The sequence below is a fragment of the Streptomyces ziwulingensis genome, assembly GCF_039542605.1.
Taxonomy (GTDB): domain Bacteria; phylum Actinomycetota; class Actinomycetes; order Streptomycetales; family Streptomycetaceae; genus Streptomyces; species Streptomyces ziwulingensis.
The window spans coordinates 19,699-42,107 of sequence record NZ_BAABIG010000102.1; the positions used below are offsets into that span (position 1 = coordinate 19,699).

The 22,409-nt window shown below is 73.4% G+C and carries 19 protein-coding genes; 9 read left to right on the forward strand and 10 right to left on the reverse strand.

The window, feature by feature from the left end; translation table 11 throughout:
* Positions 1–52: 52 nt before the first annotated feature.
* The 5 genes from cseC to ABEB00_RS35260 all read right to left on the reverse strand — a co-directional run bounded on the left by cseC (position 53) and on the right by ABEB00_RS35260 (position 4,824).
* The gene (gene cseC, locus ABEB00_RS35240) at positions 53–1,423 is read right to left on the reverse strand and encodes a two-component system sensor histidine kinase CseC (protein WP_345624833.1); all 1,371 of its coding nucleotides are present in this window, start codon (positions 1,421–1,423) and stop codon (positions 53–55) included.
* 8 nt (positions 1,424–1,431) lie between these two features.
* Entirely contained in the window at positions 1,432–2,133 is a 702-nt protein-coding gene (gene cseB / locus ABEB00_RS35245) for a two-component system response regulator CseB (RefSeq protein ID WP_345624815.1), read from the reverse strand.
* A gap of 303 nt (positions 2,134–2,436) precedes the next feature.
* On the reverse strand, positions 2,437–3,093 hold the full coding sequence (locus ABEB00_RS35250; RefSeq protein WP_425586628.1) for a hypothetical protein: 657 nt from the start codon (positions 3,091–3,093) through the stop codon (positions 2,437–2,439).
* On the reverse strand, positions 3,081–3,620 hold the full coding sequence (locus ABEB00_RS35255) for a SigE family RNA polymerase sigma factor (protein WP_345624816.1): 540 nt from the start codon (positions 3,618–3,620) through the stop codon (positions 3,081–3,083). The genes ABEB00_RS35250 and ABEB00_RS35255 overlap by 13 nt, the downstream gene beginning before the upstream one ends.
* 202 nt (positions 3,621–3,822) lie before the next feature.
* On the reverse strand, positions 3,823–4,824 hold the full coding sequence (locus ABEB00_RS35260) for an HhH-GPD family protein (protein WP_345624817.1): 1,002 nt from the start codon (positions 4,822–4,824) through the stop codon (positions 3,823–3,825).
* A gap of 170 nt (positions 4,825–4,994) precedes the next feature.
* On the opposite strand from ABEB00_RS35260, the gene ABEB00_RS35265 reads away from it, so the two are divergent.
* A complete protein-coding gene (locus ABEB00_RS35265) occupies positions 4,995–5,888 on the forward strand; it encodes a hypothetical protein (protein ID WP_345624818.1) in 894 nt (297 codons plus the stop codon).
* 106 nt (positions 5,889–5,994) lie between these two features.
* On the opposite strand, the gene disA is transcribed toward ABEB00_RS35265, so the two are convergent.
* Complete coding sequence (gene disA, locus ABEB00_RS35270; RefSeq protein ID WP_345624819.1) at positions 5,995–7,119, reverse strand: DNA integrity scanning diadenylate cyclase DisA; 1,125 nt, start codon at positions 7,117–7,119, stop codon at positions 5,995–5,997.
* A gap of 80 nt (positions 7,120–7,199) precedes the next feature.
* Positions 7,200–8,609: a DNA repair protein RadA gene (gene radA, locus ABEB00_RS35275; protein WP_345624820.1), complete on the reverse strand. Its 1,410-nt coding sequence runs from the start codon at positions 8,607–8,609 to the stop codon at positions 7,200–7,202.
* 296 nt (positions 8,610–8,905) lie between these two features.
* On the opposite strand from radA, the gene ABEB00_RS35280 reads away from it, so the two are divergent.
* A complete protein-coding gene (locus ABEB00_RS35280; RefSeq protein ID WP_345624821.1) occupies positions 8,906–10,681 on the forward strand; it encodes a hypothetical protein in 1,776 nt (591 codons plus the stop codon).
* Positions 10,682–10,849: 168 nt separating this feature from the next.
* Here ABEB00_RS35280 and ABEB00_RS35285 read toward each other — a convergent pair whose 3' ends face one another.
* Complete coding sequence (locus ABEB00_RS35285) at positions 10,850–11,701, reverse strand: DUF3109 family protein (RefSeq protein ID WP_345624822.1); 852 nt, start codon at positions 11,699–11,701, stop codon at positions 10,850–10,852.
* A gap of 107 nt (positions 11,702–11,808) precedes the next feature.
* Here ABEB00_RS35285 and ABEB00_RS35290 point away from each other — a divergent pair, with 107 nt between their 5' ends.
* The 3 genes from ABEB00_RS35290 to ilvD all read left to right on the forward strand — a co-directional run bounded on the left by ABEB00_RS35290 (position 11,809) and on the right by ilvD (position 15,766).
* Positions 11,809–12,741, forward strand: a complete 933-nt coding sequence (locus ABEB00_RS35290; RefSeq protein ID WP_345624823.1) for a Ppx/GppA family phosphatase — start codon at positions 11,809–11,811, stop codon at positions 12,739–12,741.
* A 98-nt stretch (positions 12,742–12,839) separates the two neighbouring features.
* On the forward strand, positions 12,840–13,670 hold the full coding sequence (locus ABEB00_RS35295; protein ID WP_345624824.1) for a sugar phosphate isomerase/epimerase family protein: 831 nt from the start codon (positions 12,840–12,842) through the stop codon (positions 13,668–13,670).
* A gap of 242 nt (positions 13,671–13,912) precedes the next feature.
* Entirely contained in the window at positions 13,913–15,766 is a 1,854-nt protein-coding gene (ilvD, locus tag ABEB00_RS35300; protein ID WP_345624825.1) for a dihydroxy-acid dehydratase, read from the forward strand.
* A gap of 55 nt (positions 15,767–15,821) precedes the next feature.
* Here the strand turns inward: ilvD and ABEB00_RS35305 are convergent, their stop codons facing one another.
* Positions 15,822–17,987: a protein kinase domain-containing protein gene (locus ABEB00_RS35305; protein ID WP_345624826.1), complete on the reverse strand. Its 2,166-nt coding sequence runs from the start codon at positions 17,985–17,987 to the stop codon at positions 15,822–15,824.
* Positions 17,988–18,169: 182 nt separating this feature from the next.
* On the opposite strand from ABEB00_RS35305, the gene ABEB00_RS35310 reads away from it, so the two are divergent.
* The 4 genes from ABEB00_RS35310 (at position 18,170) to proC (ending at position 20,887) form a co-directional block, all read left to right on the forward strand.
* On the forward strand, positions 18,170–18,505 hold the full coding sequence (locus tag ABEB00_RS35310; RefSeq protein WP_345624827.1) for an SH3 domain-containing protein: 336 nt from the start codon (positions 18,170–18,172) through the stop codon (positions 18,503–18,505).
* Positions 18,506–18,558: 53 nt separating this feature from the next.
* A complete protein-coding gene (locus ABEB00_RS35315; RefSeq protein WP_345624828.1) occupies positions 18,559–19,074 on the forward strand; it encodes an EamA/RhaT family transporter in 516 nt (171 codons plus the stop codon).
* A 46-nt stretch (positions 19,075–19,120) separates the two neighbouring features.
* Complete coding sequence (locus ABEB00_RS35320) at positions 19,121–19,966, forward strand: class I SAM-dependent methyltransferase (protein WP_345624829.1); 846 nt, start codon at positions 19,121–19,123, stop codon at positions 19,964–19,966.
* Between the two features lie 108 nt (positions 19,967–20,074).
* A complete protein-coding gene (proC, locus tag ABEB00_RS35325) occupies positions 20,075–20,887 on the forward strand; it encodes a pyrroline-5-carboxylate reductase (RefSeq protein WP_345624830.1) in 813 nt (270 codons plus the stop codon).
* A 24-nt stretch (positions 20,888–20,911) separates the two neighbouring features.
* On the opposite strand, the gene trpS is transcribed toward proC, so the two are convergent.
* On the reverse strand, positions 20,912–21,946 hold the full coding sequence (gene trpS / locus ABEB00_RS35330) for a tryptophan--tRNA ligase (protein ID WP_345624831.1): 1,035 nt from the start codon (positions 21,944–21,946) through the stop codon (positions 20,912–20,914).
* Between the last annotated feature and the right edge of the window lie 463 nt (positions 21,947–22,409).

Here is a 22,409-nt window from a genome sequence, read left to right on the forward strand (position 1 = left end):
CTGGACGGGGACCCCTCGCATGGGCCGCCCTCCCCGGGCGTGGTCCGGCGTCTCAGCCTCGGGGCGGGCCCGTCGGCCGGTCGGGCAGCATCGGGTAGCTGCCGGTGCTGGTCGGCGCGTGTTCCGGCAGCCACAGCACGGCGACCGCGCCCTCGGACGGCACCTGCGCGGGTGCTCCCACCGGCCGTATGTTGCGGAAGGTGAGCCGGGCGCCCAGGACCCGGGCCTGTCCGGCCGCGATGGTCAGCCCCAGCCCGTGGCCGCGCCCGGCGCGGTCCGCGCTGCCCGTGCGGAAGCGGCTCGGGCCCTCGGCGAGCAGCGCCTCGGGGAACCCCGGCCCGTGGTCGCGGACCCGGATGACCCGGCCCTCCACGGTGACCTGGACGGGCGGTCTGCCGTGCCGGGCGGCGTTGGTGATCAGGTTGAACAGCACGCGCTCCAGCCGGCGCGGGTCGGTGGTCACCTCCGACTCGTGCACCACCCGCACCTGGACGTCGGGGTCCTTGGCCGTCACCCGGCGGGTGACGAACTCGCCCAGCATGATGTCCTGCAGCTCCGCCCGCTCCGAGGCGCTGTCCAGCCGGGCCACCTCCAGGACGTCCTCGACCAGGGTGCGCATGGCCTTGGCCCGGTCCAGCACCAGCTCGGTGGGCCGGCCCGGCGGCAGCAGCTCGGCGGCGGTCAGCAGTCCGGTCACCGGGGTGCGCAGCTCGTGCGCGATGTCGGCGGTGACCCGGCGCTCGGCCTCCAGCCGCCGCTGCAGGGTGTCCGCCATCGCGTCCACCGCGCGGGCGAGGTCGTCGGTCTCGTCCCGGACCACCCCGCCGATGGCGTCCCGCACCCGCACCTCGGTCTCGCCGTTGGCGACCTGGTTCGCGGCGGCGGCCGCCTTGCGCAGCCGGCGCGAGAGCTGCCCGCCGATCAGCACCCCCAGCGCGCTGCCGCCCAGCACCACCGCGATGGAACCGATGACCAGGGCCTGGTCGAGGTCCTTGAGGATGTCCGAGCTGCGGTCGGTGAACCCCGTGTGCAACGACATCACGTGCCCGTCGTTGAGCGGCACCGCGGCCCAGATGTCACTGGCCCCGCCCGGCCGGTCGGCGACGAACGTGGCCCGCCGCCCGCCCTCGACCTTCCGGCGCAGCTCGGCGGGGAGCGCCGGGTCGTCGACCTGGGCGTTGGGGAAGTTGAGCCGGCCCGACAGCTCGTAGTTGCGCTGGGCGACGACGATGCGCTCGTCGGCGAGGTCGCGCGCGTTGTCCAGCATCGAGACCCGGGCCGCGTTGTGCACGACCAGGCTCAGCGCGACCGCGACCAGCGCGCCGACCAGCGCGATGGCCGCACTCAGCTTCCACCGCAGACCCGTACGGAGCCGGGCGCGCCGCGCCACCGCGGCGACCAGGCGTCGGAAGAACTCCCGCATGTCCGCGCTCATGCCTTCAGCTTGTAACCGAAACCGCGGACCGTCTCGATACGGTCCTGGCCGATCTTGGTCCGCAGCCGCTGCACATGGACGTCGACCACCCGGGTGTCCCCGCCCCAGCCGTAGTCCCACACCCGTTCCAGCAGCTTGTCGCGGCTGAGCACGGTGCCCGGCGCGGAGGAGAACTCCAGCAGCAACCGCATCTCCGTCGGTGTCAGCGCCACCGGGCGGCCGGACCGGAGCACCTCCATGCCGTCGGTGTCCACCTCCAGCTCGCCGAAGGTCAGCACCCCGCCGGCCGCGGCGCCCCGGTCGTCCTGCCGGTCGCCGCCGCCGGCGTGGCCGAAACGGCGCAGCACCGCGCGGATACGGGCGACCAGGACCGCTCCGTCGAACGGCTTGGTCACGTAGTCGTCGGCGCCCGCCTCCAGGCCCAGCACCACGTCGATGGAGTCCGCGCGCGCCGACAGCATGATCACCGGCACGGTCGACTCGTCCCTGATCCGGCGGCACAGGCTGACGCCGTCGAGGCCCGGGACCATCACGTCGAGCAGTGCGATGTCGGGCTGTCTGGCCCGGAACGACTCCAGGCCGGACAGGCCGTCGGGCATCGCGGTGACCGCGAAGCCGTTCCGCTCCAGGGCGAGCTGGGTGGCCTCGCGGATGACGTCGTCGTCCTCGACGAACAGGACGTGGGTCTGGTCTGCCATCCCGGTGTTCTCAGTCCTCGTGTGTGGTCGGTGCGGGCGCGGTATCCGGCGGTGCGTTCCGGCGTCCCGCTGTCCCGCTCACTGCTTCGTGGGTCCAGACCCCGCTTCATGGGTCCAGACCCTGCTCCATGGGTCCTGACACTGCTTCATCGGTCCTGACACTGCTTCATCGGTCCGGACGGGCGGACCGGTTCACGGACGGGCGGACCGGTTCACGGACCGGCGGGCCGGTTCACGGACGGGCCGGCCGGCTCACGGCGGGACCGGTCACGGCGGGGCGGACCGCTCACCTCCGGGCCGATGTCAGCCGTCGGGTGCCGGTGAGGGCGCGTTCCCCGCGGCGTTGCTGTAGTCGTTGTGCGTGCGGTACTCCTCCGAGAAACGGCCCCCGGACCAGCGGTAGGTGATCACGTTCTCGCCGGACGGGCTCGACACCGGGTCGCCCCGCTCGTACACCTGCTTGGTCACCACCAGGTCGCCGCGGTCGATCTCGGCGTAGACCGGCGGTTCCTCGGCCTTGAACACGTTCTCGTACCCGCCGTTCTCCTCCCGGTAGACGTAACTGCCCACACCCACCGCGTCTCCGCAGGTCAGGACGTTGACGACGACGTCCTCGGCCGATCCCCGGGTGACGTTGCCGTAGGAGACGTCGATCGGGTACTCGTCGGCGACACACGGCTTCAGCTCGCGTTTGACCTCCGCCGAGACCCGCGGGTCGGACTTGACCAGGCGGACGGCGTCCACCCGGTCGGGCACCTTGGACGGAGAGGCCGAGGGCGAGGCCGCCGCGCCCGTCACCGAGTCCGCGTGGGCCGGACCCTCGTCCCGGGCGCCGGTCCCGCCGGCCCCGCAGCCCGCGGCCAGCACCGCGACGGCGACGACCCCGGCCGCCGCCGGAATCGCCGCCCTGACGCTCCGCCGGGCCGCTCGGGCCCCCGGATGGCTGTTCAGGCCGCGCACCGCTCCCGCTCCTCAAGTTCCAGCGCCCGCGCGTCCGACTCACGGGCGACCAGCTCCTCACGGAGCCTGGCGAGCGCCCGGTGCAGCGTGCTCTTGACCGTGCCGGCCGACATGCCGAGGGCGGCGGCCGTCTCCTCCGTGGACATCTGCTCCCAGTGTCGCAGCACCACCACGCTGCGCTGCTTGGGCGCGAGCACCTTCAGGACGTCCATCAGCAGCGCGCGGTCGGCGTGCTGCTCGGTGGAGTCGTCCACGCGGGACTCGGGGAGCTGCTCGGTCGGCACCTCCTCCAGCCTGCGCGCCCGCCACCACTCCGTCCGCGTGTTGATCATCACCCGGCGCAGGTAGGCGTCGGCCAGCCGCTTGTCCTCTATGGTCTCCCAGCGGCGGTACGTCCGGGCCAGCGCGGTCTGCAGCAGATCCTGCGCGTCCACCGGGTCCGGCACCAGGCGGCGGGCGCTGCGCAACAGCGCGTCCTGCCGGGTGCGGACGTACTCCTCGAACCCGAGCACCTCGCCCTGCGCCATGGTGAACCGCCTTCCCTCTCCCCGTGGTACTGATCCGGCCCGGTCCGCCGGGCACTGAGAAGAAGCTAGGCAAGCGTTGTCACGGCGCTGTGCGGAGCAGCCTGCGGCTGGCAGTCGGCTGTCCGTCGGTTGTGTAACGGCCGAGGCGGGAGGGGGAAAGGCTGGGCTGATCTCTACCGGTACGAGACGTTTCGCGGAGCTGTCAGGTCAGCGGCAGCCGGTAGCGGCCGCCGGCCAGCGGCTCCACCAGGCCGTCGGCGACCAGGCCGTCCAGCGCGCGGGCGCGCTGCACCGGTTCGTGCCACACCCGGTCCAGGGCCGCCTGCGCCACCGGCCCGTGCGCCTCCCGCAACACGGCGAGCAGCCGGCCGCGTACCTGCCGGTCGGTGCCCGCGTACGTCTGGGTGCGGCGCGGGGGCCCCTCGTGCTCGGGCTTGCCCGCGAGCTGCCACGCGCACCGCGCGGCGATCGGGCAGCGGTGGCACGACTCGTTCTTCGCCGTGCACACCAGCGCGCCCAGCTCCATCGAGGCGGCGGCCCAGCGCGCGGCGGTTCGCTCGTCGTCGGGAAGCAGCGCGCGGGCGAGTCTGCGCTCGGCGGCGGTGGTGGCGTTCGGCGGGAAGCGCACACCGGTGACGGCCCGCGCGAAGACCCGGCGGACATTGGTGTCCAGCACGGCGTGGCGCCGGCCGTAGGCGAACGAGGCGACCGCGGCGGCCGTGTACTCGCCGATGCCGGGCAGCGCGAGCAACTGGGCGTGGTCCGACGGTACGTCGCCGCCGTGCCGTTCCGTTATGGCGGCGGCGGCGCCGTGCAGGCGCAGCGCGCGGCGTGGGTAACCGAGCCGGCCCCAGGCGCGCACGGCCTCACCGGGGGCCTCAGCGGCCAGGTCGGCGGGGCGCGGCCAGCGGGCCAGCCACTGCTCGTAGACGGGAAGGACGCGGTTGACCGGTGTCTGCTGGAGCATGAACTCGCTGACCATCACGCCCCAGGCGCCGGCCTCGGGGCGCCGCCAGGGCAGGTCGCGGGCGTGCTCGTCGAACCAGTCGATGACGGGGGAGTGCAGGAGCGCGCCGGAGACGGCGGTCTCGGCGGCGGTCTCGGCGGGTGCGGAAGCGGAGGCGGGTGAGGTGGCGGGAGCCGGGGCGTCGGCGGAGGCGGGGCCGGCGGAACCGGTGTGCGAGGGCTTCGTGGGCGCAGTCATGACCTCTCGATCCTGCCACGGCGGGGTGGTCCGGCGGACGCATCGCCACCCTGTGCGGGTGCGTCCGCCGGACGCCGACCGTGCTCACCGGAATGATGATCCGGAAAAGTTGTTCGCCCGAACGGCGGGTGGCGCGGGGGAACGTGGCGATCTCTCGTAGAGTTTCCGCCGTGGGATCTCTGCGCAATCCGATCGGGCCGCTTCCCTCCTCCATCTACTGGCGACGGAGGGTCGTACTGCTGTCTGTGGTCGCCGTGTTGGCGCTGCTGATCGCCTGGATCGTGGTGTCCGGCGGCGGGGGCGGCAAAGGCGGTGGCGACGACGGGGCCGACGGCAAGAACCCCCTGCCGTCGATCACCGCGGGCCCCTCGGGTTCCGGCCCGGCGATCAGCCAGGCGCCCGGTGGACGCGACGAGTCGGGCGACGAGGACTCCGGCGGGTCGGGGTCCGGGGACGGCTCGGGAGCGGGTACCAGGGACACCGGGGGTTCCGGCGGGGACGACGGCGAAGGCGACGGCTCCGGTGACGGGTCGGGCTCAGGGTCCGGCGCGGGTTCCGGGTCCGGGGAGAGCGGTACCGGCGGCGGCGCGGGCGGGAGCGCAGGGAGCGGTACGGCGGTCGGTGTCGGCGCGGGTGACGCCCTGCCGGCCGGTTCCGGTCTGCCCGACTGCACGGCGGGCGCGGTCGAGTTGAGCCTGCGCAGCGTCCGCAACTCCTACGAACCCGGTCAGCGGCCGGCCCTCGAACTCACCGCGCGCAACACCTCGGGCAGCGACTGCAAGGTCGATCTCGGCCCGAAGCGGGCGGTGCTGACCATCACCCGGGCGGGCGGCGACGACGCCTACTGGACTTCCGGCGACTGCCCGAAGGGCGCGGCGAGCAGGCTGTACAAGGTGGCCGCCGGCAGCGGCATCACCTACACCGTGAAGTGGGACCGCAAGCCCAGCTCCCCGGAGTGCGCGACGCCACCGGCGGGCTCGGCCGAGGCCGGCACCTACCTGGTGGAGGCGAAGGCACCGGGATTCGCCAAGGAGCGGACGTCGTTCGTGCTGGAGAAGGACTGACCGACCGAAGGGCGGCGGCGGTGCGGCGGACCACCGCTCCCTCGCGACTGGAGGCGGGTGGGGCCCCGGGTGGGGCCGCCGGGCGGGGCCGCCGGGCCGGGCCGGCTCAGACGTAGCGCTCCAGGATGGAACTCTCCGCCAGGCGCGACAGACCCTCCCGGACGCTGCGGGCGCGGGCCTCGCCGACGCCGTCCACCGTCTGGAGGTCGTCGACGCTGGCGGCGAGCAGCTTCTGCAGGCCGCCGAAGTGCTCCACCAGCCGGTCGATGATCGCGCCCGGCAGCCTCGGCACCTTCGCCAGCAGCCGGAACCCGCGCGGCGACACCGCCGAGTCCAGGGTCTCGGGCGAGCCGGTGTAACCCAGTGCCCGGGCGACCGTGGCCAGTTCCAGCAGTTCGGCGTGGCTGAGCTTGTCCAGCTCGGCCAAAGCCTCGTCGACCGTGCGGGAGCGCTTCGCGGTCGGCTCGGGCACGTAGTCCCGCACCACCAGCTCGCGCTCCGGCTCCACGCCCGCGATCAGTTCGTCCAACTGGAGCGCGAGCAGCCGGCCGTCCGTGCCCAGCTCCACCACGTACTCGGCGATCTCGGTGGCGATGCGGCGCACCATTTCCAGGCGCTGGGCGACCGCGGAGACGTCCCGGACGGTGACCAGGTCCTCGATCTCCAGCGCGGAGAGCGTGCCGGCCACCTCGTCGAGACGGAGCTTGTACCGCTCCAGGGTGGCCAGGGCCTGGTTGGCGCGGGAGAGGATCGCCGCCGAGTCCTCCAGGACGCGGCGCTGGCCGTCGACGTAGAGCGCGATGAGCCGCATCGACTGCGAGACGGAGACGACGGGGAAGCCGACCTGCTTGCTCACCCGGTCCGCGGTGCGGTGCCGGGTGCCGGTCTCCTCCGTGGGGATGGTGGGGTCCGGAAGGAGCTGCACGCCCGCGCGCAGGATCTTCGACAGGTCCGAGGACAGCACGATGCCGCCGTCGAGCTTGCACAGCTCGCGCAGCCGGGTCGCGGTGAACTCGACGTCGAGGACGAAACCGCCGGTGCACATCGACTCGACGGTCTTGTCGGAGCCCAGCACCATCAGTCCGCCGGTGTTGCCGCGCAGGACCCTCTCCAGGCCGTCGCGCAGGAGTGTGCCGGGCGCCACAGCGCTCAGAGAGGCGCGCATCAGGCCATCGGCACCGGCACTCCCACCGGATTTTCCGGGAGCTGCTGCCCGGTCGTTGGCTGCCACTGCACTCCTCCGGTCGCAGGTTCTGGGCGCCCCCGTTTCGCGCACTCGGTTCGTACGGACGGGCGAGACCTGGGCAAAGTCTACCGGCGCTCCTCCGCCTCCCGGGGGGCCTCTCGACGACGGGACCGCGGAAGGACCCGCAGAGCGTCCCCTATGTCCGCCACTTCCTGAACCTTCATACCGGCCGGGACCTTCCCCGGATCGCCCGGTACCAGGGCGTGCGTGAAGCCCAGGCGGTGCGCCTCGGAGAGCCGGCGCTGCACGCCCGTGACCCGTCTCACCTCGCCCGCGAGCCCCACCTCGCCGATCGCCACCAGGTTCTTCGGCAGCGGGGTGTCGCTGGCCGCGCTCGCCAGCGCGAGGGCGATGGCCAGGTCGGCGGCGGGCTCGGAGAGCTTCACGCCGCCGACCGTCGCGGAGTAGATGTCCCGCTTGCCCAGGGCGCTGATGCGGCCGCGCTGCTCCAGCACGGCCAGCATCATCGAGACCCGGGAGGTCTCCAGACCGGACGTGGTGCGCCGGGGGGAGGGGATCTGCGAGTCGACGGTGAGCGCCTGGACCTCGGCGACGAGCGGGCGGCGGCCCTCCAGGGTGACGGTCAGACAGGTGCCGGGGACCGCCTCGGCGCGACGGGTCAGGAACAGGCCGCTGGGGTCGGCGAGCCCGACGATGCCCTCGTCGTGCAGTTCGAAGCAGCCGACCTCGTCGGTCGCGCCGTACCGGTTCTTGACGCCGCGCACCAGCCTGAGGCGCGCGTGCCGGTCGCCCTCGAAGCTCAGGACGACGTCCACCAGGTGTTCGAGGAGACGGGGACCGGCGATCGCGCCGTCCTTGGTGACATGGCCCACCAGCAGCGTGGACATGCCGCGTTCCTTGGAGGCGCGGATCAGGGCGCCCGCCACCTCCCGCACCTGCGCCATGCCGCCGGGGGCGCCGTCGATCTCGGGCGAGGCGATGGTCTGCACCGAGTCCAGGATCAGCAGGGACGGCCGCACCGCGTCCAGATGACCGAGGACCGCGGCGAGGTCGGTCTCGGCCGCGAGGTACAGGTGGTCGTCGATGGCGCCGATGCGGTCGGCGCGCAGCCGGACCTGGCTCGCCGACTCCTCGCCCGTGACATAGAGGGTCCGGTGCTCGTCGTCGGCCGCCTTGGCCGCCACGTCCAGCAGCAGCGTGGACTTGCCCACGCCGGGCTCGCCCGCCAGGAGCACCACCGCGCCGGGCACCAGCCCGCCGCCCAGCACCCGGTCCAGCTCGGGCACGCCGGTGGAGCGGGCGGTGGCCTGGCGGCCGTCGACCTGGCCGATGGGCAGCGCGGAGGTGGTGACGCGGCCCGGGGCCGTCGTGCGCACCGCGGGCGCGCCGTACTCCTCGACCGTGCCCCACGCCTGGCACTCGGCGCAGCGGCCGAGCCACTTGGCCGTCTGCCAGCCGCACTCGGTGCAGCGGTAGGACGGACGGTCCTTGGTGGTCTTGGTACGGGCAGCCATGTCCGAAACCGTAGCGGCCCCCACTGACAACGGGTCCGCCGCGGCCTGTCCCACGCGCCCGCCGCGGCCTGTCCTACGGGCTCGGCGCGCCCGCCGCGGCCCGTCCCATGGGCTCGGCGGGGGCGCAGGGCGCGTGCCCGTACCGGCCATCCGCCGTCCGGTCCCGGCCATTCGCCCTGCTCCGCCGCACCGGAACGGAAGGTTCCCGTCCCCGATTGAGGGATCGTTTCACCCGTATGGATTAAAACTGCTCAAGGTGCCCGTTTCCGCCCTTCGCGGCCGCCTACGGTCGCCGGATGAGCAGCAGTCCGCAGACCTCGACCCGCACGACCGGAACCCACCGGACGCACCGGGCGCACCGGGAAGCGCGTGACCGCGGCGCGGCGCGCACGCTGGCGCACTCGTCGCGCTCGTCGCTTTCATCGCACGCGCGCTACGAGCCCCACCTGGACGGCCTGTTCACCTACTGCCTGTCCGCGCTGTGCGACCACGACGCCGCGACCGCCGCCCTCGGTGACGTCCTCGCGCTCGCCGAGCGTCGCGGCGGCCGCGGCCCGGAGGCCCCCGGCGACCGCAGGGCCTGGCTGTACGCACTGGCCCGCTGGGCGTGTCTGCGCAAGCTGGCGGAGGCCAAGCGGAAACGGCGGAGCAGCCACGCGGCGGGCCGCCCGGTCGAGGACCGCGGCGACACCGAGACCACCGGTACCGGTGCCGGTGGTCTCGGTACCGGCACCGGCGCCGAGACCGGCGATCACGGCCCGCCCGTCCCCCCGGAGGTCCGGCGCGAGCGCCGCCGCGAACTGTCCCTGCTCGCCTGGCCGGAGGCGGCCGGCACCACCCCGGAGCAGCGCGAGGCCCTCGAACTCGCCGTGCGCCACCACCTCACCGCCCACGAGGTCGCCGCCGTCCTCGGCATGGAGCCGCCCGCCGCCCGCGAACTGCTCGCCTCCGCCGCCTGCGAGGTCGAACGCACCCGCGCTGCCCTCGCCGTCGCGGAGACCGGCACCTGCCCCGGCGTCACCCGCCTGACCGGCGGCCACGAAGTGGTGCTGAGCGCGCCGCTCCGGCGGGAACTGGTCCGGCACGTCGACGACTGCCCGCGCTGCCGCCGTACGGCCGAGCACGCGATCCCCGGCCACTGGCCCGGCACCAGCGTCACCCCCGCCGAGCTGCCCGTCCTCCCGGCCCCGCGCGCGGCGCTGCGCGTGCTCATGGCACACCACCCGCGCACTAGGGGCGCCGCCCCCCGCCTCGACCAGCGCGGCTTCCCGATGGACCCCAAGGACCGTGCCGCCCGGCGCGACCGCCTGCGCGCGCGTGCCGTCACCACCACCGTCGTCGCCACCGTCGTCGCGGCCCCGGTGCTCGCCCTGTGGGCGGCCTACCGGGGCACCCCGGTGGGCGAGGCCGAGGACGGCCGCCCGGCCAGCGCCGGCGAGACCCACGCCGAGGACGGTCCGGCGGGCGGGAACGGCGGTTACGAGAACGCGGGCAACGCCGGTGCCACGCGCGGCGACCGGACCGGCGGGCCGGACGTCTCCGTGGAGGTCCTGGGCGTCGCGGGAGCCGGCCGGGACGCCGGCCGGCTGGAGGTGTCCGCCGGTCACCGCGGCGACACCACGCTCATCACACTGGCCGCCACCGGCCGCTCCCCGGTGCGGTGGTCCGCGTCCACCACCGCCCCCTGGCTCTACCTGAGTCAGTACGCAGGCACCCTGGGCCCCGGCGAGACGCTGACGGTCCGCGTCCACGTCGACCACCTGCGCGAGCCGTCCGGCCGCTGGACGGCGCGGGTGGCCCTCGCGCCCGTCGGCGCCGTCGTCACCATCGACGGCTACGGCACCGCGCCCGGCCCCTCCCGTCCGGCCCCCCGTCCGAGCCGCCCCGGCATCCCGTCCCCGTCCGGCCCGGACCCGACCCCGACGACCTCGGTGCCGCCGACCGCCGTCCCGAGCGGGACGCCGACCCCGACGGACCCCCACCCGACGCCCACCGTCCCGTCCCCGACCGGCACGGGCGGCTCGTCACCACCACCCGGCGACACCGGCGGCCCGGGCCCGGCCGCGCGGTAGCCGGCACCGGGCACCCGGCCCGCCGGGACCGGCACCCGGCGCCCTCGACGCCGGCCCGGCTCGGCGGGCGCCTTGCTAGAGCCCTACAGCCCTACAGCCCTACAGCCCTAGAGCCCTAGAGCCCTAGAGCCCTAGAGCCCTAGAGCCCTAGAGCCCTACAGCNCAGCCCTACAGCCCCGCAGGCCGCTCCGGGTCGGCCGGATGCGGTGCCAGCAGCGGCAGTTGCGAGGCCAGCCGCTCCTCGCACAGCTCGACCAGCCGGTCGTAGCCGGCCTTGCCCATCAACTCGGTCAGCTCGGGGCGGTAGGAGACGTAGACCGGATCGCCGGCGCCGTGCGCGGAGGTCGCCGAGGTGCACCACCAGTGCAGGTCGTGACCGCCCGGTCCCCAGCCCCGCCGGTCGTACTCCCCGATCGACACCTGCAGCACGCGCGTGTCGTCGGGCCGGTCGATCCACTCGTACGTCCGTCGCACCGGGAGCTGCCAGCACACGTCCGGCTTGGTCTCCAGCGGCTCGCGGCCCTCCCGCAGGGCGAGGATGTGCAGCGAGCAGCCCGCGCCGCCGGCGAAGCCGGGCCGGTTCTGGAAGACGCAGGAGCCCTCGAAGGGGCGGGTCTGCCGGGAGCCCTCGTCGTCCTCCGAGGTCCAGCCGTGCTCGGTGCCCTCGGCGTGGTGCTGCCAGATGTCCGGGGTGAGCCTGGCCACATGCCCGGCCACCCGCCGCTCGTCGTCCTCGTCGGAGAAGTGGGCGCCCAGCGAGCAGCAGCCGTCCGCCGCGCGCCCCGGCTGGATGCCCTGGCAGCCGCTGCCGAAGATGCAGTTCCAGCGAGAGGTCAGCCAGGTCAGATCGCAGCGGAAGACCTGCTCGTCGTCGGCCGGGTCCGGGAACTCCACCCACGCGCGCGCGAAGTCGAGCCCCTTCTCGTCACCCCGCAGGAGATCCTTGGCCAACCTGCCCGCCTTGCCTGTCTTGTCCTTCTTGGCCGACTTTTCGTCTTTCGCCTTTTTCGTCTTTGGCACCCGTCCAGGGTAAGTCGCCCACCGCCGCTCCCCCTACCGTCCCCGGCCCGCGTTCCGTACCCGTTCCGGGGGCTTGCGGCGGCCGTACTGGCAGTAGCGTTCCGTCCATGAGACTCGGTGTCCTCGACGTGGGTTCGAACACGGTGCATCTGCTGGTGGTGGACGCACACCCGGGCGCCCGCCCGCTGCCCGCCCACTCGCACAAGGCGGAACTGCGGCTCGCCCAACTCCTCGACGAGGACGGATCGATCGGCTCCGACGGCGTCGACCGGCTGGTGGCGGTCGTCCACCGGGCGCTCCAGGCCGCCGAGGACAAGGGCGTCGTGGAGCTGCTGCCGTTCGCCACCTCCGCCGTGCGCGAGGCCAGGAACGCCGACGACGTCCTCACGCGGGTGCGCGCCGAGACCGGCGTGGAGCTGCAGGTCCTCAGTGGCGCGGAGGAGGCGCGGCTCACCTTCCTCGCCGCCCGCCGCTGGTTCGGCTGGTCCGCGGGCAGGCTGCTCGTCCTCGACATCGGCGGCGGCTCCCTGGAGATCGCCTACGGCATGGACGAGGAGCCCGACACCGTCGCGTCCCTGCCGCTCGGCGCGGGTCGCCTGACCGCGTCCCTGCTGCCCGGCGACCCGCCGGACCCCGACGACGTACGGGCCCTGCGCCGGCGGGTACGGGCCGAGATAGCCGGTACGGTCGGCGAGTTCAGCCGCCTCGGCGCCCCCGACCACGTGGTCGCCACGTCCAAGACCTTCAAGCAGCTCGCCCGCATCACCGGCGCCGCCCGCTCCGCCGAGGGCCTGTACGTCCAGCGCGAGGTGAAACGGGCCTCCCTGGAGGACTGGGTGCCCCGGCTGGCCGGGATGACCACGGCCCAGCGCGCCGAGCTGCCCGGCGTCTCGGAGGGCAGGGCCGGCCAACTGGTGGCCGGCGCGCTCGTGGCCGAGGCGACGATGGACCTCTTCGGCGTCGAAAGCCTGGAGATCTGCCCCTGGGCCCTGCGAGAGGGCGTGATCCTCCGCAGGCTGGACCACATGGGCCATGGCTGAGCGGGGAGGGGGACGTACTCGCCCCCGCCTATGGCGAACACCACAACGGCCCCCCGGCGCCCCGCACCGCCCCAACCGCACCCCGTAACCTGTCCCCCATGGCAGAGCCCCACACGCGCATCACGGATGCGAAGGTCGCCCTGTCCACGGCCTCGGTCTACCCGGAGTCCACGGCCACGGCCTTCGAGATCGCCGCCCGTCTCGGCTACGACGGGGTCGAGGTCATGGTGTGGACCGATCCCGTCAGCCAGGACATCGACGCACTGCGCAGACTCAGCGACTACCACCAGGTACCGATCCTGGCGGTGCACGCCCCCTGCCTGCTCATCACGCAGCGCGTCTGGTCCACCGACCCCTGGACCAAGCTCCAGCGCGCCCGCGCCGCCGCCGAGAAGCTCGGCGCCAGTGCCGTCGTCGTCCACCCGCCGTTCCGCTGGCAGCGCCAGTACGCGCGTGACTTCGTCCGCGGCGTCTGGCGCATGGCGGACGAGACGGACGTGCGGTTCGCCGTCGAGAACATGTACCCCTGGCGCTATCGCGACCGCGAGATGCTGGCGTACGCCCCCGACTGGGACGTCACCAAGGACGACTACCGGCACTTCACGATCGACCTCAGCCACACCGCGACGGCCCGCACGGACGCCCTCGACATGGTCGACCGCATGGCCGACCGCCTCGGTCACGTCCACCTCGCCGACGGGCGGGGCTCGGCCAAGGACGAGCACCTCGTCCCCGGTCGCGGCACCCAGCCCTGCGCCGAGCTGCTGGAGCGACTGGCGGTGACCGGGTTCGACGGCCACGTCGTGATCGAGGTCAACACCCGCCGGGCCATGTCGAGCGCCGAGCGGGAGGCCGACCTGGCCGAGGCGCTCGCCTTCACCCGCCTGCACCTGGCCTCGGCCACGAGGGTGCCGCGCACCAGTTCCTGAACCAGTTCCTGACCAGTTCCTGAACCCAGCCCCTGAACCGGGTTCCTGAACCAGGCCCCTGAACCGGCCCCTGAGGCGATCCCCCGGCGCGGTGGGCCCCGGTGCGCCCCGCGAGACAGGCATCCCGCAATTCGGACACCCTGTCCCGGTCCCTGGATGACCGGCGTACGCTCGAAGACAGCCAGAATCCCGCCGGTGCCCTCTCCGGGCCCGGCGGAAACTTCTCGAAGGAGCGACCGACGATGCCCGAGCTGAGGTCCCGCACAGTCACCCACGGCCGCAACATGGCGGGCGCCCGCGCCCTTATGCGCGCCTCCGGTGTACCCGGTGCGGACATCGGCCGGAAGCCGATCATCGCGGTCGCCAACAGCTTCACGGAGTTCGTGCCGGGCCACACCCACCTGCAGCCGGTCGGCCGGATCGTCAGCGAGGCGATCACCGAGGCCGGCGGCATCCCGCGCGAGTTCAACACCATCGCCGTCGACGACGGCATCGCGATGGGCCACGGCGGCATGCTGTACTCGCTGCCCTCCCGCGACCTGATCGCGGACAGCGTGGAGTACATGGTCGAGGCGCACTGCGCCGACGCCCTGATCTGCATCTCCAACTGCGACAAGATCACGCCCGGCATGCTGATGGCGGCCCTGCGCCTGAACATCCCGACGGTCTTCGTCTCCGGCGGCCCCATGGAGTCCGGCCGCGCCACCCTGGTCGACGGCACGGTCCGCACGCTCGACCTGGTCGACGCGATCTCCGACGCGGTGAACGACAAGATCTCGGACGAGGACATCCTCCGCATCGAGGAGAACGCCTGCCCGACCTGCGGCAGTTGTTCCGGCATGTTCACCGCCAACTCGATGAACTGCCTCACCGAGGCCATCGGCCTCTCGCTGCCCGGCAACGGCTCGATCCTCGCCACCCACACGGCCCGCAAGGGGCTGTACCAGGACGCGGCCCGCACGGTGATGGACATCACCCGCCGTTACTACGAGCAGGACGACGAGACGGTCCTGCCCCGCAATGTCGCCACCATCGCGGCGTTCGAGAACGCGATGGCCCTGGACATCGCGATGGGCGGCTCCACCAACACGATCCTGCACCTGCTGGCGGCGGCCCAGGAGGCCGGCGCCCCGTTCGGCCTGGACGAGATCAACGCCGTCTCCCGCCGGGTCCCCTGCCTCGCCAAGGTCGCGCCGAACGTCGCCAAGGACCGTACGTACTACATGGAGGACGTGCACCGGGCCGGCGGCATCCCGGCCCTCCTCGGCGAACTGCACCGCGCGGGTCTGCTCGACGAGGGCGTGCACGCGGTCCACAGCCCGTCCCTGGCGGACTGGCTGAAGACCTGGGACGTGCGCGGCGGCTCCCCGTCGCCCGAGGCGGTCGAACTGTGGCACGCGGCCCCCGGCTGCGTCCGCTCCGCCGAGGCGTTCTCCCAGTCCGAGCGCTGGGAGGCGCTGGACGTGGACGCCGAGGGTGGCTGCATCCGCTCCGCCGAGCACGCCTACTCCAAGGACGGCGGCCTGGCGGTCCTCAAGGGCAACCTGGCGGTCGACGGCTGTGTGGTGAAGACGGCCGGCGTCGACGAGTCCATCTGGACCTTCGAGGGCCCCGCGGTCGTCTGCGAGTCCCAGGAGGAGGCCGTCGAGAAGATCCTGAACAAGCAGATCAAGGACGGCGACGTCGTGGTGATCCGCTACGAGGGTCCCAAGGGCGGCCCCGGTATGCAGGAGATGCTCTACCCGACGTCGTTCCTGAAGGGGCGGGGCCTGGGCAAGACCTGCGCACTCGTCACCGACGGCCGTTTCTCCGGCGGCACCTCCGGCCTCTCCATCGGCCACGCCAGCCCCGAGGCGGCCTCCGGCGGCACCATCGCCCTCGTGGCGGACGGCGACCGTATCCGCATCGACATCCCGAACCGCACGATCGACCTGCTGGTCGACGACGCCGAGCTGGCCCGCCGCGAGCAGGCCCTGAACGGCGTGTACGCCCCGAAGAACCGCGAACGCAAGGTCTCCGCGGCCCTCCGCGCCTACGCGGCCATGGCGACCAGCGCGGACAAGGGCGCCGTGCGGGACGTCAGCAAGCTGGGCTGACCGGGCTCCGGACGCACCGGACACGCCGGACACCGATCACCGGGCCCCGGTACCGCTACCAGGCGGCCGGGTCCCGCCCGTCCACCCCGAACACACTCCCGTCGGGCGCGCCGGCGTACACCCGGCCGTCCGCGAGCACCGGCGCCGGCAGCGACGCGGGCACGCGGTCGGAGTCGGTCCCCAGCCGCGGCGGTGTCTGCCCGAGGAGCCGGCCCGCGCGGGCGTCGACGCCGAGCAGCCGCCCGTCCGGGCCGGTGACGTACACCTGACGGCCGTCGGAGACGGGCGCCGAGCCCCGGTTCAGCCCCGTCTCCAGGCTCCACCGCTGCTTCCCGCCCGCCAGGTCGACGGCCCGCAGCGAACCACCGGCGCCCATCAGATACACCGAGTCCCCGTGCACGCCGCCGTGCGCCTGCGCGAGCGGCACGGGCAGCGCCACCCGGCGGACGGCCCCGCCGGCCGGGGTGTAGCGGACGACGGCCTCCGTGTCCCCGTAGACCGCGTCGACGGAGAGGAAGTAGACGGACCCGTCCGCCGCGCCGAAGATCTTCAGCGTCCCGTCAAGGTCCGCGTCCCAGCGCACCTCACCGGTCCCCGGATCCACCGCCGCGACCCGCGTACGCGTCCCGTCGTCCGAGGGACTCGCCGTGTACGCCAGCGGCTCCCCGGGGAACGCGGAGAAGTACGGCATGGCCTGTCCCGGTATCCGGTGCGACCACTCGGTCTCGCCCGACGCACCGTCCAGGCCGGTCACCTCCCCGTCGGCGCCGGTGAGCAGCAGCGTGCCGCCCACGGGACGCAGCCCCGCGTACTCGGGCACGTCCCGCTGCCACGACGGCTCGCCCGAGGCGGGGTCGAGCGCCTCCAGACCACCGCTCCGGTCCAGGGAGGGCTGGACCAGGGTGCCCGCCACGGCCGGCGCTTCGCTCCCCGGCGTCCGCACGGCCCGCCGCCACAGCAGCCGGCCGTCCGAGGGGTCGAGGGCGAACACCTCCGCACCCTGGGCGCACAGCAGCCGGCCCGCGCCGTAAGAGCACTGCGGTGCGCCCCCCTTCGCGGCGAGTGCCGTCCGCCACCCGCCGAAGCGCTCGGCGGCGGCCTGCGGGACGGTGTCCTCCACGACCGGTTCAGAGCCGCCGACGACGTGAACCGAGAAGAGCGTGCCGAGCACGGTGAGGGCGAGCACCCCGGCCCCGAGGACCGCCCGCCGGCCCGGCCGGACCGGGCGCGCCGGACGCCCCCGCGACCGCCGCCCGGCATCATCCGCGCCCGGCCACGACGCCGAGGACGCCGAGGACCCCGATGACTCCGAGGTCTCTGACGACTCCGGCGACTCCGGCGGGGCCTGCGGTGTCGCCCGCTGCGCCGGTATGAACGCCTGCGTGTCGTACGACGCCGCCACCGACCGCAGCAGCCGCATCAGCTCGTCCGGCGTGGGCCGCTCCCCGGGCTCCTTGGCCAGACACCGCCGCACCAGCGGCGCGAGCGTCTCCGGCACGCCGGTCAGGTCGGGTTCGTCGTGCACGACCTGGTAGGCGACGACGTACGGACTGTCGGAGTCGAAGGGGCCGCGTCCGGTCGACGCGTGGACCATGAGGGATCCGAGCGCGAAGACGTCGGCCGCGGGGCCCACCTCCCGCGGGCGCCGGAACTGCTCGGGCGCCATGAACGGCGGCGTACCGATCAACTTGCCGGTCTCGGTGCGCAGTTCACTGTCCTTGGGCCGGGAGATGCCGAAGTCGATGACCTTCGGCCCGTCCTCGGCGAGCAGCACGTTGCTCGGCTTCAGATCGCGGTGGACGACCCCGACCCGGTGGATGTCGCGCAGCGCCTCCGCGAGCCCGGCCATCAGCCGCCGCACCTGCCCGTGGTCCATGGGGCCGTTCCGCTTGACCTGCTCCGAGAGGGTCGGACCGGGGATGAACAGCGTGGCCATCCAGGGCCGCGAGGCGTCCGGATCGGCGTCCACGACCGGCGCGGTGAAGGCACCGCTCACCCGCCGCGCCGCCGCCACCTCCTGCCGGAACCGTCCCCTGAACTCGGGGTCCTTCGCGAACTCGGCATGGACGACCTTCACCGCGACCTTCATGCCCGAGGTGGACCGGGCCAGATGGACGACCCCCATGCCGCCCGATCCCAGGAAGGAGTCGAGACGGTAGTGACCGGCGTACTCAGGAAGTTCCGCTTCCCCACCCGCTCCGGCGTTCCGCTGTGGCGCCATGGGACCACCCCCGTGTCGTTCCTCGGCGCGCGACGCTCGGAGCCTAGTCGATGGTGCGTACGAGACCGAAGCGGCTTGCTAGCCTCCGCGTGCGAGTCGTGGACTCGTATTCCCCGGGGGGATTCCAGGGGAATCGACGTTGCCCCACGGCAGTCGTGGGGTCCGACGGGGGAGATGTCCATATGTCTGTCGACCAGCTCACGGACACCGGTGACGGCACCGGGAAAGAGACCGCCACCACGGCATCGGTGGCGATGTCCGCCTCGGCCCTGCGCTACTACGCGGTCGCACCGGGCCACCGGCTCAACGTCCGCAGCGGTCCCGGCACCGGCTACACCGTCGTACGTGTCCTGCCCGAGGGCGCCAAGGTCCTCATCAACTGCCAGACCCCGGGCACCCGTGTGACGGGGCCCTACGGCACCTCGAACATCTGGGACAGCATCGACAGCGGCGAGTACGTCTCGGACGCCTACATCCAGACGGGCAGCGACGGCTACGTCCGCCCGCGCTGCTCCTGACCGCGGCCGAGCCCACCCGGAGCCCGCGGCACGTCCGAGGCCATAATCGAACCGTGAGCGCTGAGAACGGTACGAACGGCACCCCGGACGCCCCCGCGGGCTCCGCACCCACCGCCGGCCCCCGCCCGGAGCCCCTCCGGTTCTTCGGCACGACCTGGCTGCACCACGACCACGGCTACACCGGGCGCCGGATCGGCGTCGCGGCCGGCTCGCTCGCCGCGGCGGCCGCCGCCTGCCTCGTCCTGCGCGTCGCCTACCAGGGCCTTCAGATCGCCGACGTGGGCGGTTTCGTCTCCCTGCTGCTGATCGTGATGTTCGCGGCCTGCAGCGCCCTGGCCTTCGCCCACACCTGGGGCGGCTTCACCAAGCGGCCCGACCCCGACCGCCAGGCGTCCCTGCGGGGCCTGCTCGCCGTCGGCTTCGTCGGCACGCTCCTCGCCTACTTCCTCCGCTCGCTGCGCGAGGCCCCCGGCGAGAGCCTGCACCGCGCCGAGTACGACACGGCCCGCGAGCAGTACGCGAAGCGCACCTCCCGCCGCTCCGGAAACCCGAGGAAACGCCCCCGTTAGCGACCGGAGCGGCCCCAAGCCATCGGCCGCCCCCCACCATGACCGTATGACCACCTCGCGCCCGGAACCCCACACCCCCGCCGATCCCCACACTCCCGCAGATCCTCGCACCCCCGCCGCTCCCCGCACCGCCCCCGCCCACGCGGCCAGAGCCCGCTCCTTCAACGCCGCCGCGGCCCAGTACGCGGCCGCCCGCCCGTCCTACCCGCCCGCCCTCCTCGACGCCCTGGAAGAACTGACCGGCCGTCCCCTCGCGGGTGCCCGCGTCGCGGACGTCGGCGCCGGGACCGGCATCGCCACCGCCCTGCTGCACGCCCGCGGCGCCGACGTCATCGCCGTCGAACCGGGCGAGGGCATGGCCGCCCACTTCCACCGCGCCCTCCCCGAGGTACCGATCGTGCGCGGCACCGGCGACGCCCTGCCGCTCGCCGACGACTCCACCGACCTGCTCACCTACGCCCAGGCCTGGCACTGGACCGACCCCGCCCGGTCCGTGCCGGAGGCACTGCGCGTACTGCGCCCCGGCGGCGCGCTCGCCCTCTGGTGGAACACCGAGGCACTGGACGTCCCCTGGATCGCCGCGGCGGCCCGGCGCGTCGAGCACCACTTCGGTCTGGACGTCACCGCCGAGAAACGCCAGGCCGGCGCCCACGTCGGGGACCCGGCCGGCTCCCTCGACGTGGTCCGCCGCGAGATCCGCTGGCGCCGCCGCGTCCCCCTCGACACCCACCTGGCCAACATCGGCAGCTACTCGGTCTTCCTGGTCCAGGACGAGCGCCGCAGCGCCGCCTTCCTCACCGCCGAGCGCGAACACCTCCTCGCGGTCTTCCCCGACGAAGTGGTGGAAGAGGTCTACGACGTCGTGCTCCTCGTCGCCACCACCACCCCGTGACCGCCGTCCGGGCGTCCGACGTCCCGCCCACCGGACGCCCGCGCGGACCCGGCGCCCCCGGTGCGAGGATGGACCGGACGACGTACACCCCGGAGGTCACCCGCAGCCATGGCCCAGAAAGTCGCAGTCCTCGGCGCCGGAAAGATCGGCGAAGCCCTGCTCAGCGGAGTGATCCGGGCCGGCTGGGCCCCGGCCGACCTCCTGGTCACCACCCGCCGTCAGGAACGGGCGGACGAACTCCGCTCCCGCCACGGAGTCACGGCCGTCACCAACGCCGAGGCCGCCAAGACCGCCGACACCCTGATCCTCACGGTCAAGCCGCAGGACATGGGCACCCTGCTCGACGAACTCGCCCCGCACGTCCCCGCCGACCGCCTGGTCATCAGCGGCGCCGCCGGTATCCCCACCTCCTTCTTCGAGGAGCGCCTCACCGCCGGCACCCCGGTGGTGCGCGTCATGACGAACACCCCCGCCCTCGTGGACGAGGCCATGTCCGTCATCTCGGCCGGCACCCACGCCACCGCCGACCACCTCGCCCACGCCGAGGAGATCTTCGGCGCGGTCGGCAAGACGCTCCGCGTCCCCGAGTCCCAGCAGGACGCCTGCACCGCCCTCTCCGGCTCCGGCCCGGCGTACTTCTTCTACCTGGTCGAAGCGATGACCGACGCCGGCATCCTCCTCGGCCTGCCCCGCGACAAGGCGCTCGACCTGATCGTCCAGTCCGCCATCGGCGCCGCCACCATGCTCCGCGACAGCGGCGAGCACCCGGTCCGGCTCCGCGAGAACGTCACCTCCCCGGCGGGCACCACCATCAACGCCATCCGTGAGCTGGAGAACCACGGCGTGCGCGCCGCGCTGATCGCCGCCCTGGAGGCCGCCCGCGACCGCAGCCGCGAACTCGCCTCCGGCACCAAGGACTGACTCCGAGGGGCCGTGCCCACGCCCCTACCGCTCGGCGTTCACCACCGGCTCCGGCTCCGCCGCTACCGGTGGCAGCAGTCCGATCGCCCGGTAAGCGGCGTCCACGGTCGGCCGCGCCATCGCCCGGGCCCGTGCCGCACCGTCCCGCAGCACCGCCTCCACATGGCCGGGGTCCGCGCACAACTCCATGTGCCGCTCCCGCACCGGCCTCAGGACCTCGACCACCGCCTCCGCGGCGTCCTTCTTCAACGCGCCGTACGACTGATATCCACCACTCAGCTCCGCGGGGTCCCCACCCGTGCAGGCCGCGAGGATCTCCAGCAGATTCGCCACCCCGGGCCGCTCCACCCGGTCGTACACGACGTCCCGCCCGGAGTCGGTCACGGCGCGCATGACCTTCTTCCGCGCCACGTCCGGCTCGTCCAGCAGATAGACGATCCCCGGCCCCACGTCGTCGCTCTTCCCCATCTTCGACGCCGGGTCCTGGAGGTTCATCACCCGGGCCGCCACCGCCCGCACCGTCGCCCGAGGCACCGCGAACGTGTGCCCGTACCGCTGGTTGAACCGCACGGCCACGTCCCGGGCCAGCTCCACGTGCTGCGCCTGATCGTCCCCCACCGGCACCTCGTCGGTCCCGTACGCGAGGATGTCCGCCGCCATCAGCACGGGATACGTCAGCAGGGACAGCCGCACACTCCCGGCCCGGTCCCGCTCCCGTGCGGCCTTCTCCTTGTACTGGATCATCCGCCGCATCTCACCGTCGGTCGCCACACACTCCAGCAGGTACGACAGCCGCGCGTGCTCGTCGACATGGCTCTGTACGAACACGGTGCACAGCTCCGGATCGAGCCCCGCCGCCAGCAGCAGCGACGCCGCCTGTCTGCTGAGCCTGCGTACCCGTGCCGGGTCGTGCCGCACGGTCAGCGCGTGCAGGTCCACGATGCAGAACAGGGACTCCGCCCGGTGCTGGTCGACGGCCGCCCACCGCCGCATGGCCCCCAGGTAGTTCCCGAGCGTCAGATGCCCCGTCGGCTTGACCCCGCTGAAAACCCGCGTCATCTCTCCACCTCCTGGTCAGGACCGCCGCTGTCCGCCGGCCGCCCCTCCTGGAGGGAGATACGAGAACGGCCGCCGAAGCGGCGGCCGTTGGGTGCACACGTGAGTACGGCCGCCGTCAGGCGGCCCGCCAGAGCTGGGCGCACGTACGCGTCATCACGCCTGTCACCCTACGCCGACGAGGGGGGCGCCACCCCGGGTTTGACACGCGGAACCCGCGTCCGTAGTGTTCTCCGAGTTGTCCGACGTGAGCGCCGACCCCGGTCGGTCCCCGGACAGCCATCCCGCACGTACCCACACCTCTCGACAACGGTCGACCTGTCGCCGTCATGTCACTGATGTGCGTATTCACGGAATGAGGAATCCACGTTCGAAAGAACGCGGCCCCCGATTAGCTCGGGAGCCGGGAATCCGCTAATGTCTCACTCGTCGGAAGGGCCCAACAGCCCGGAAGACACCGCCCGCT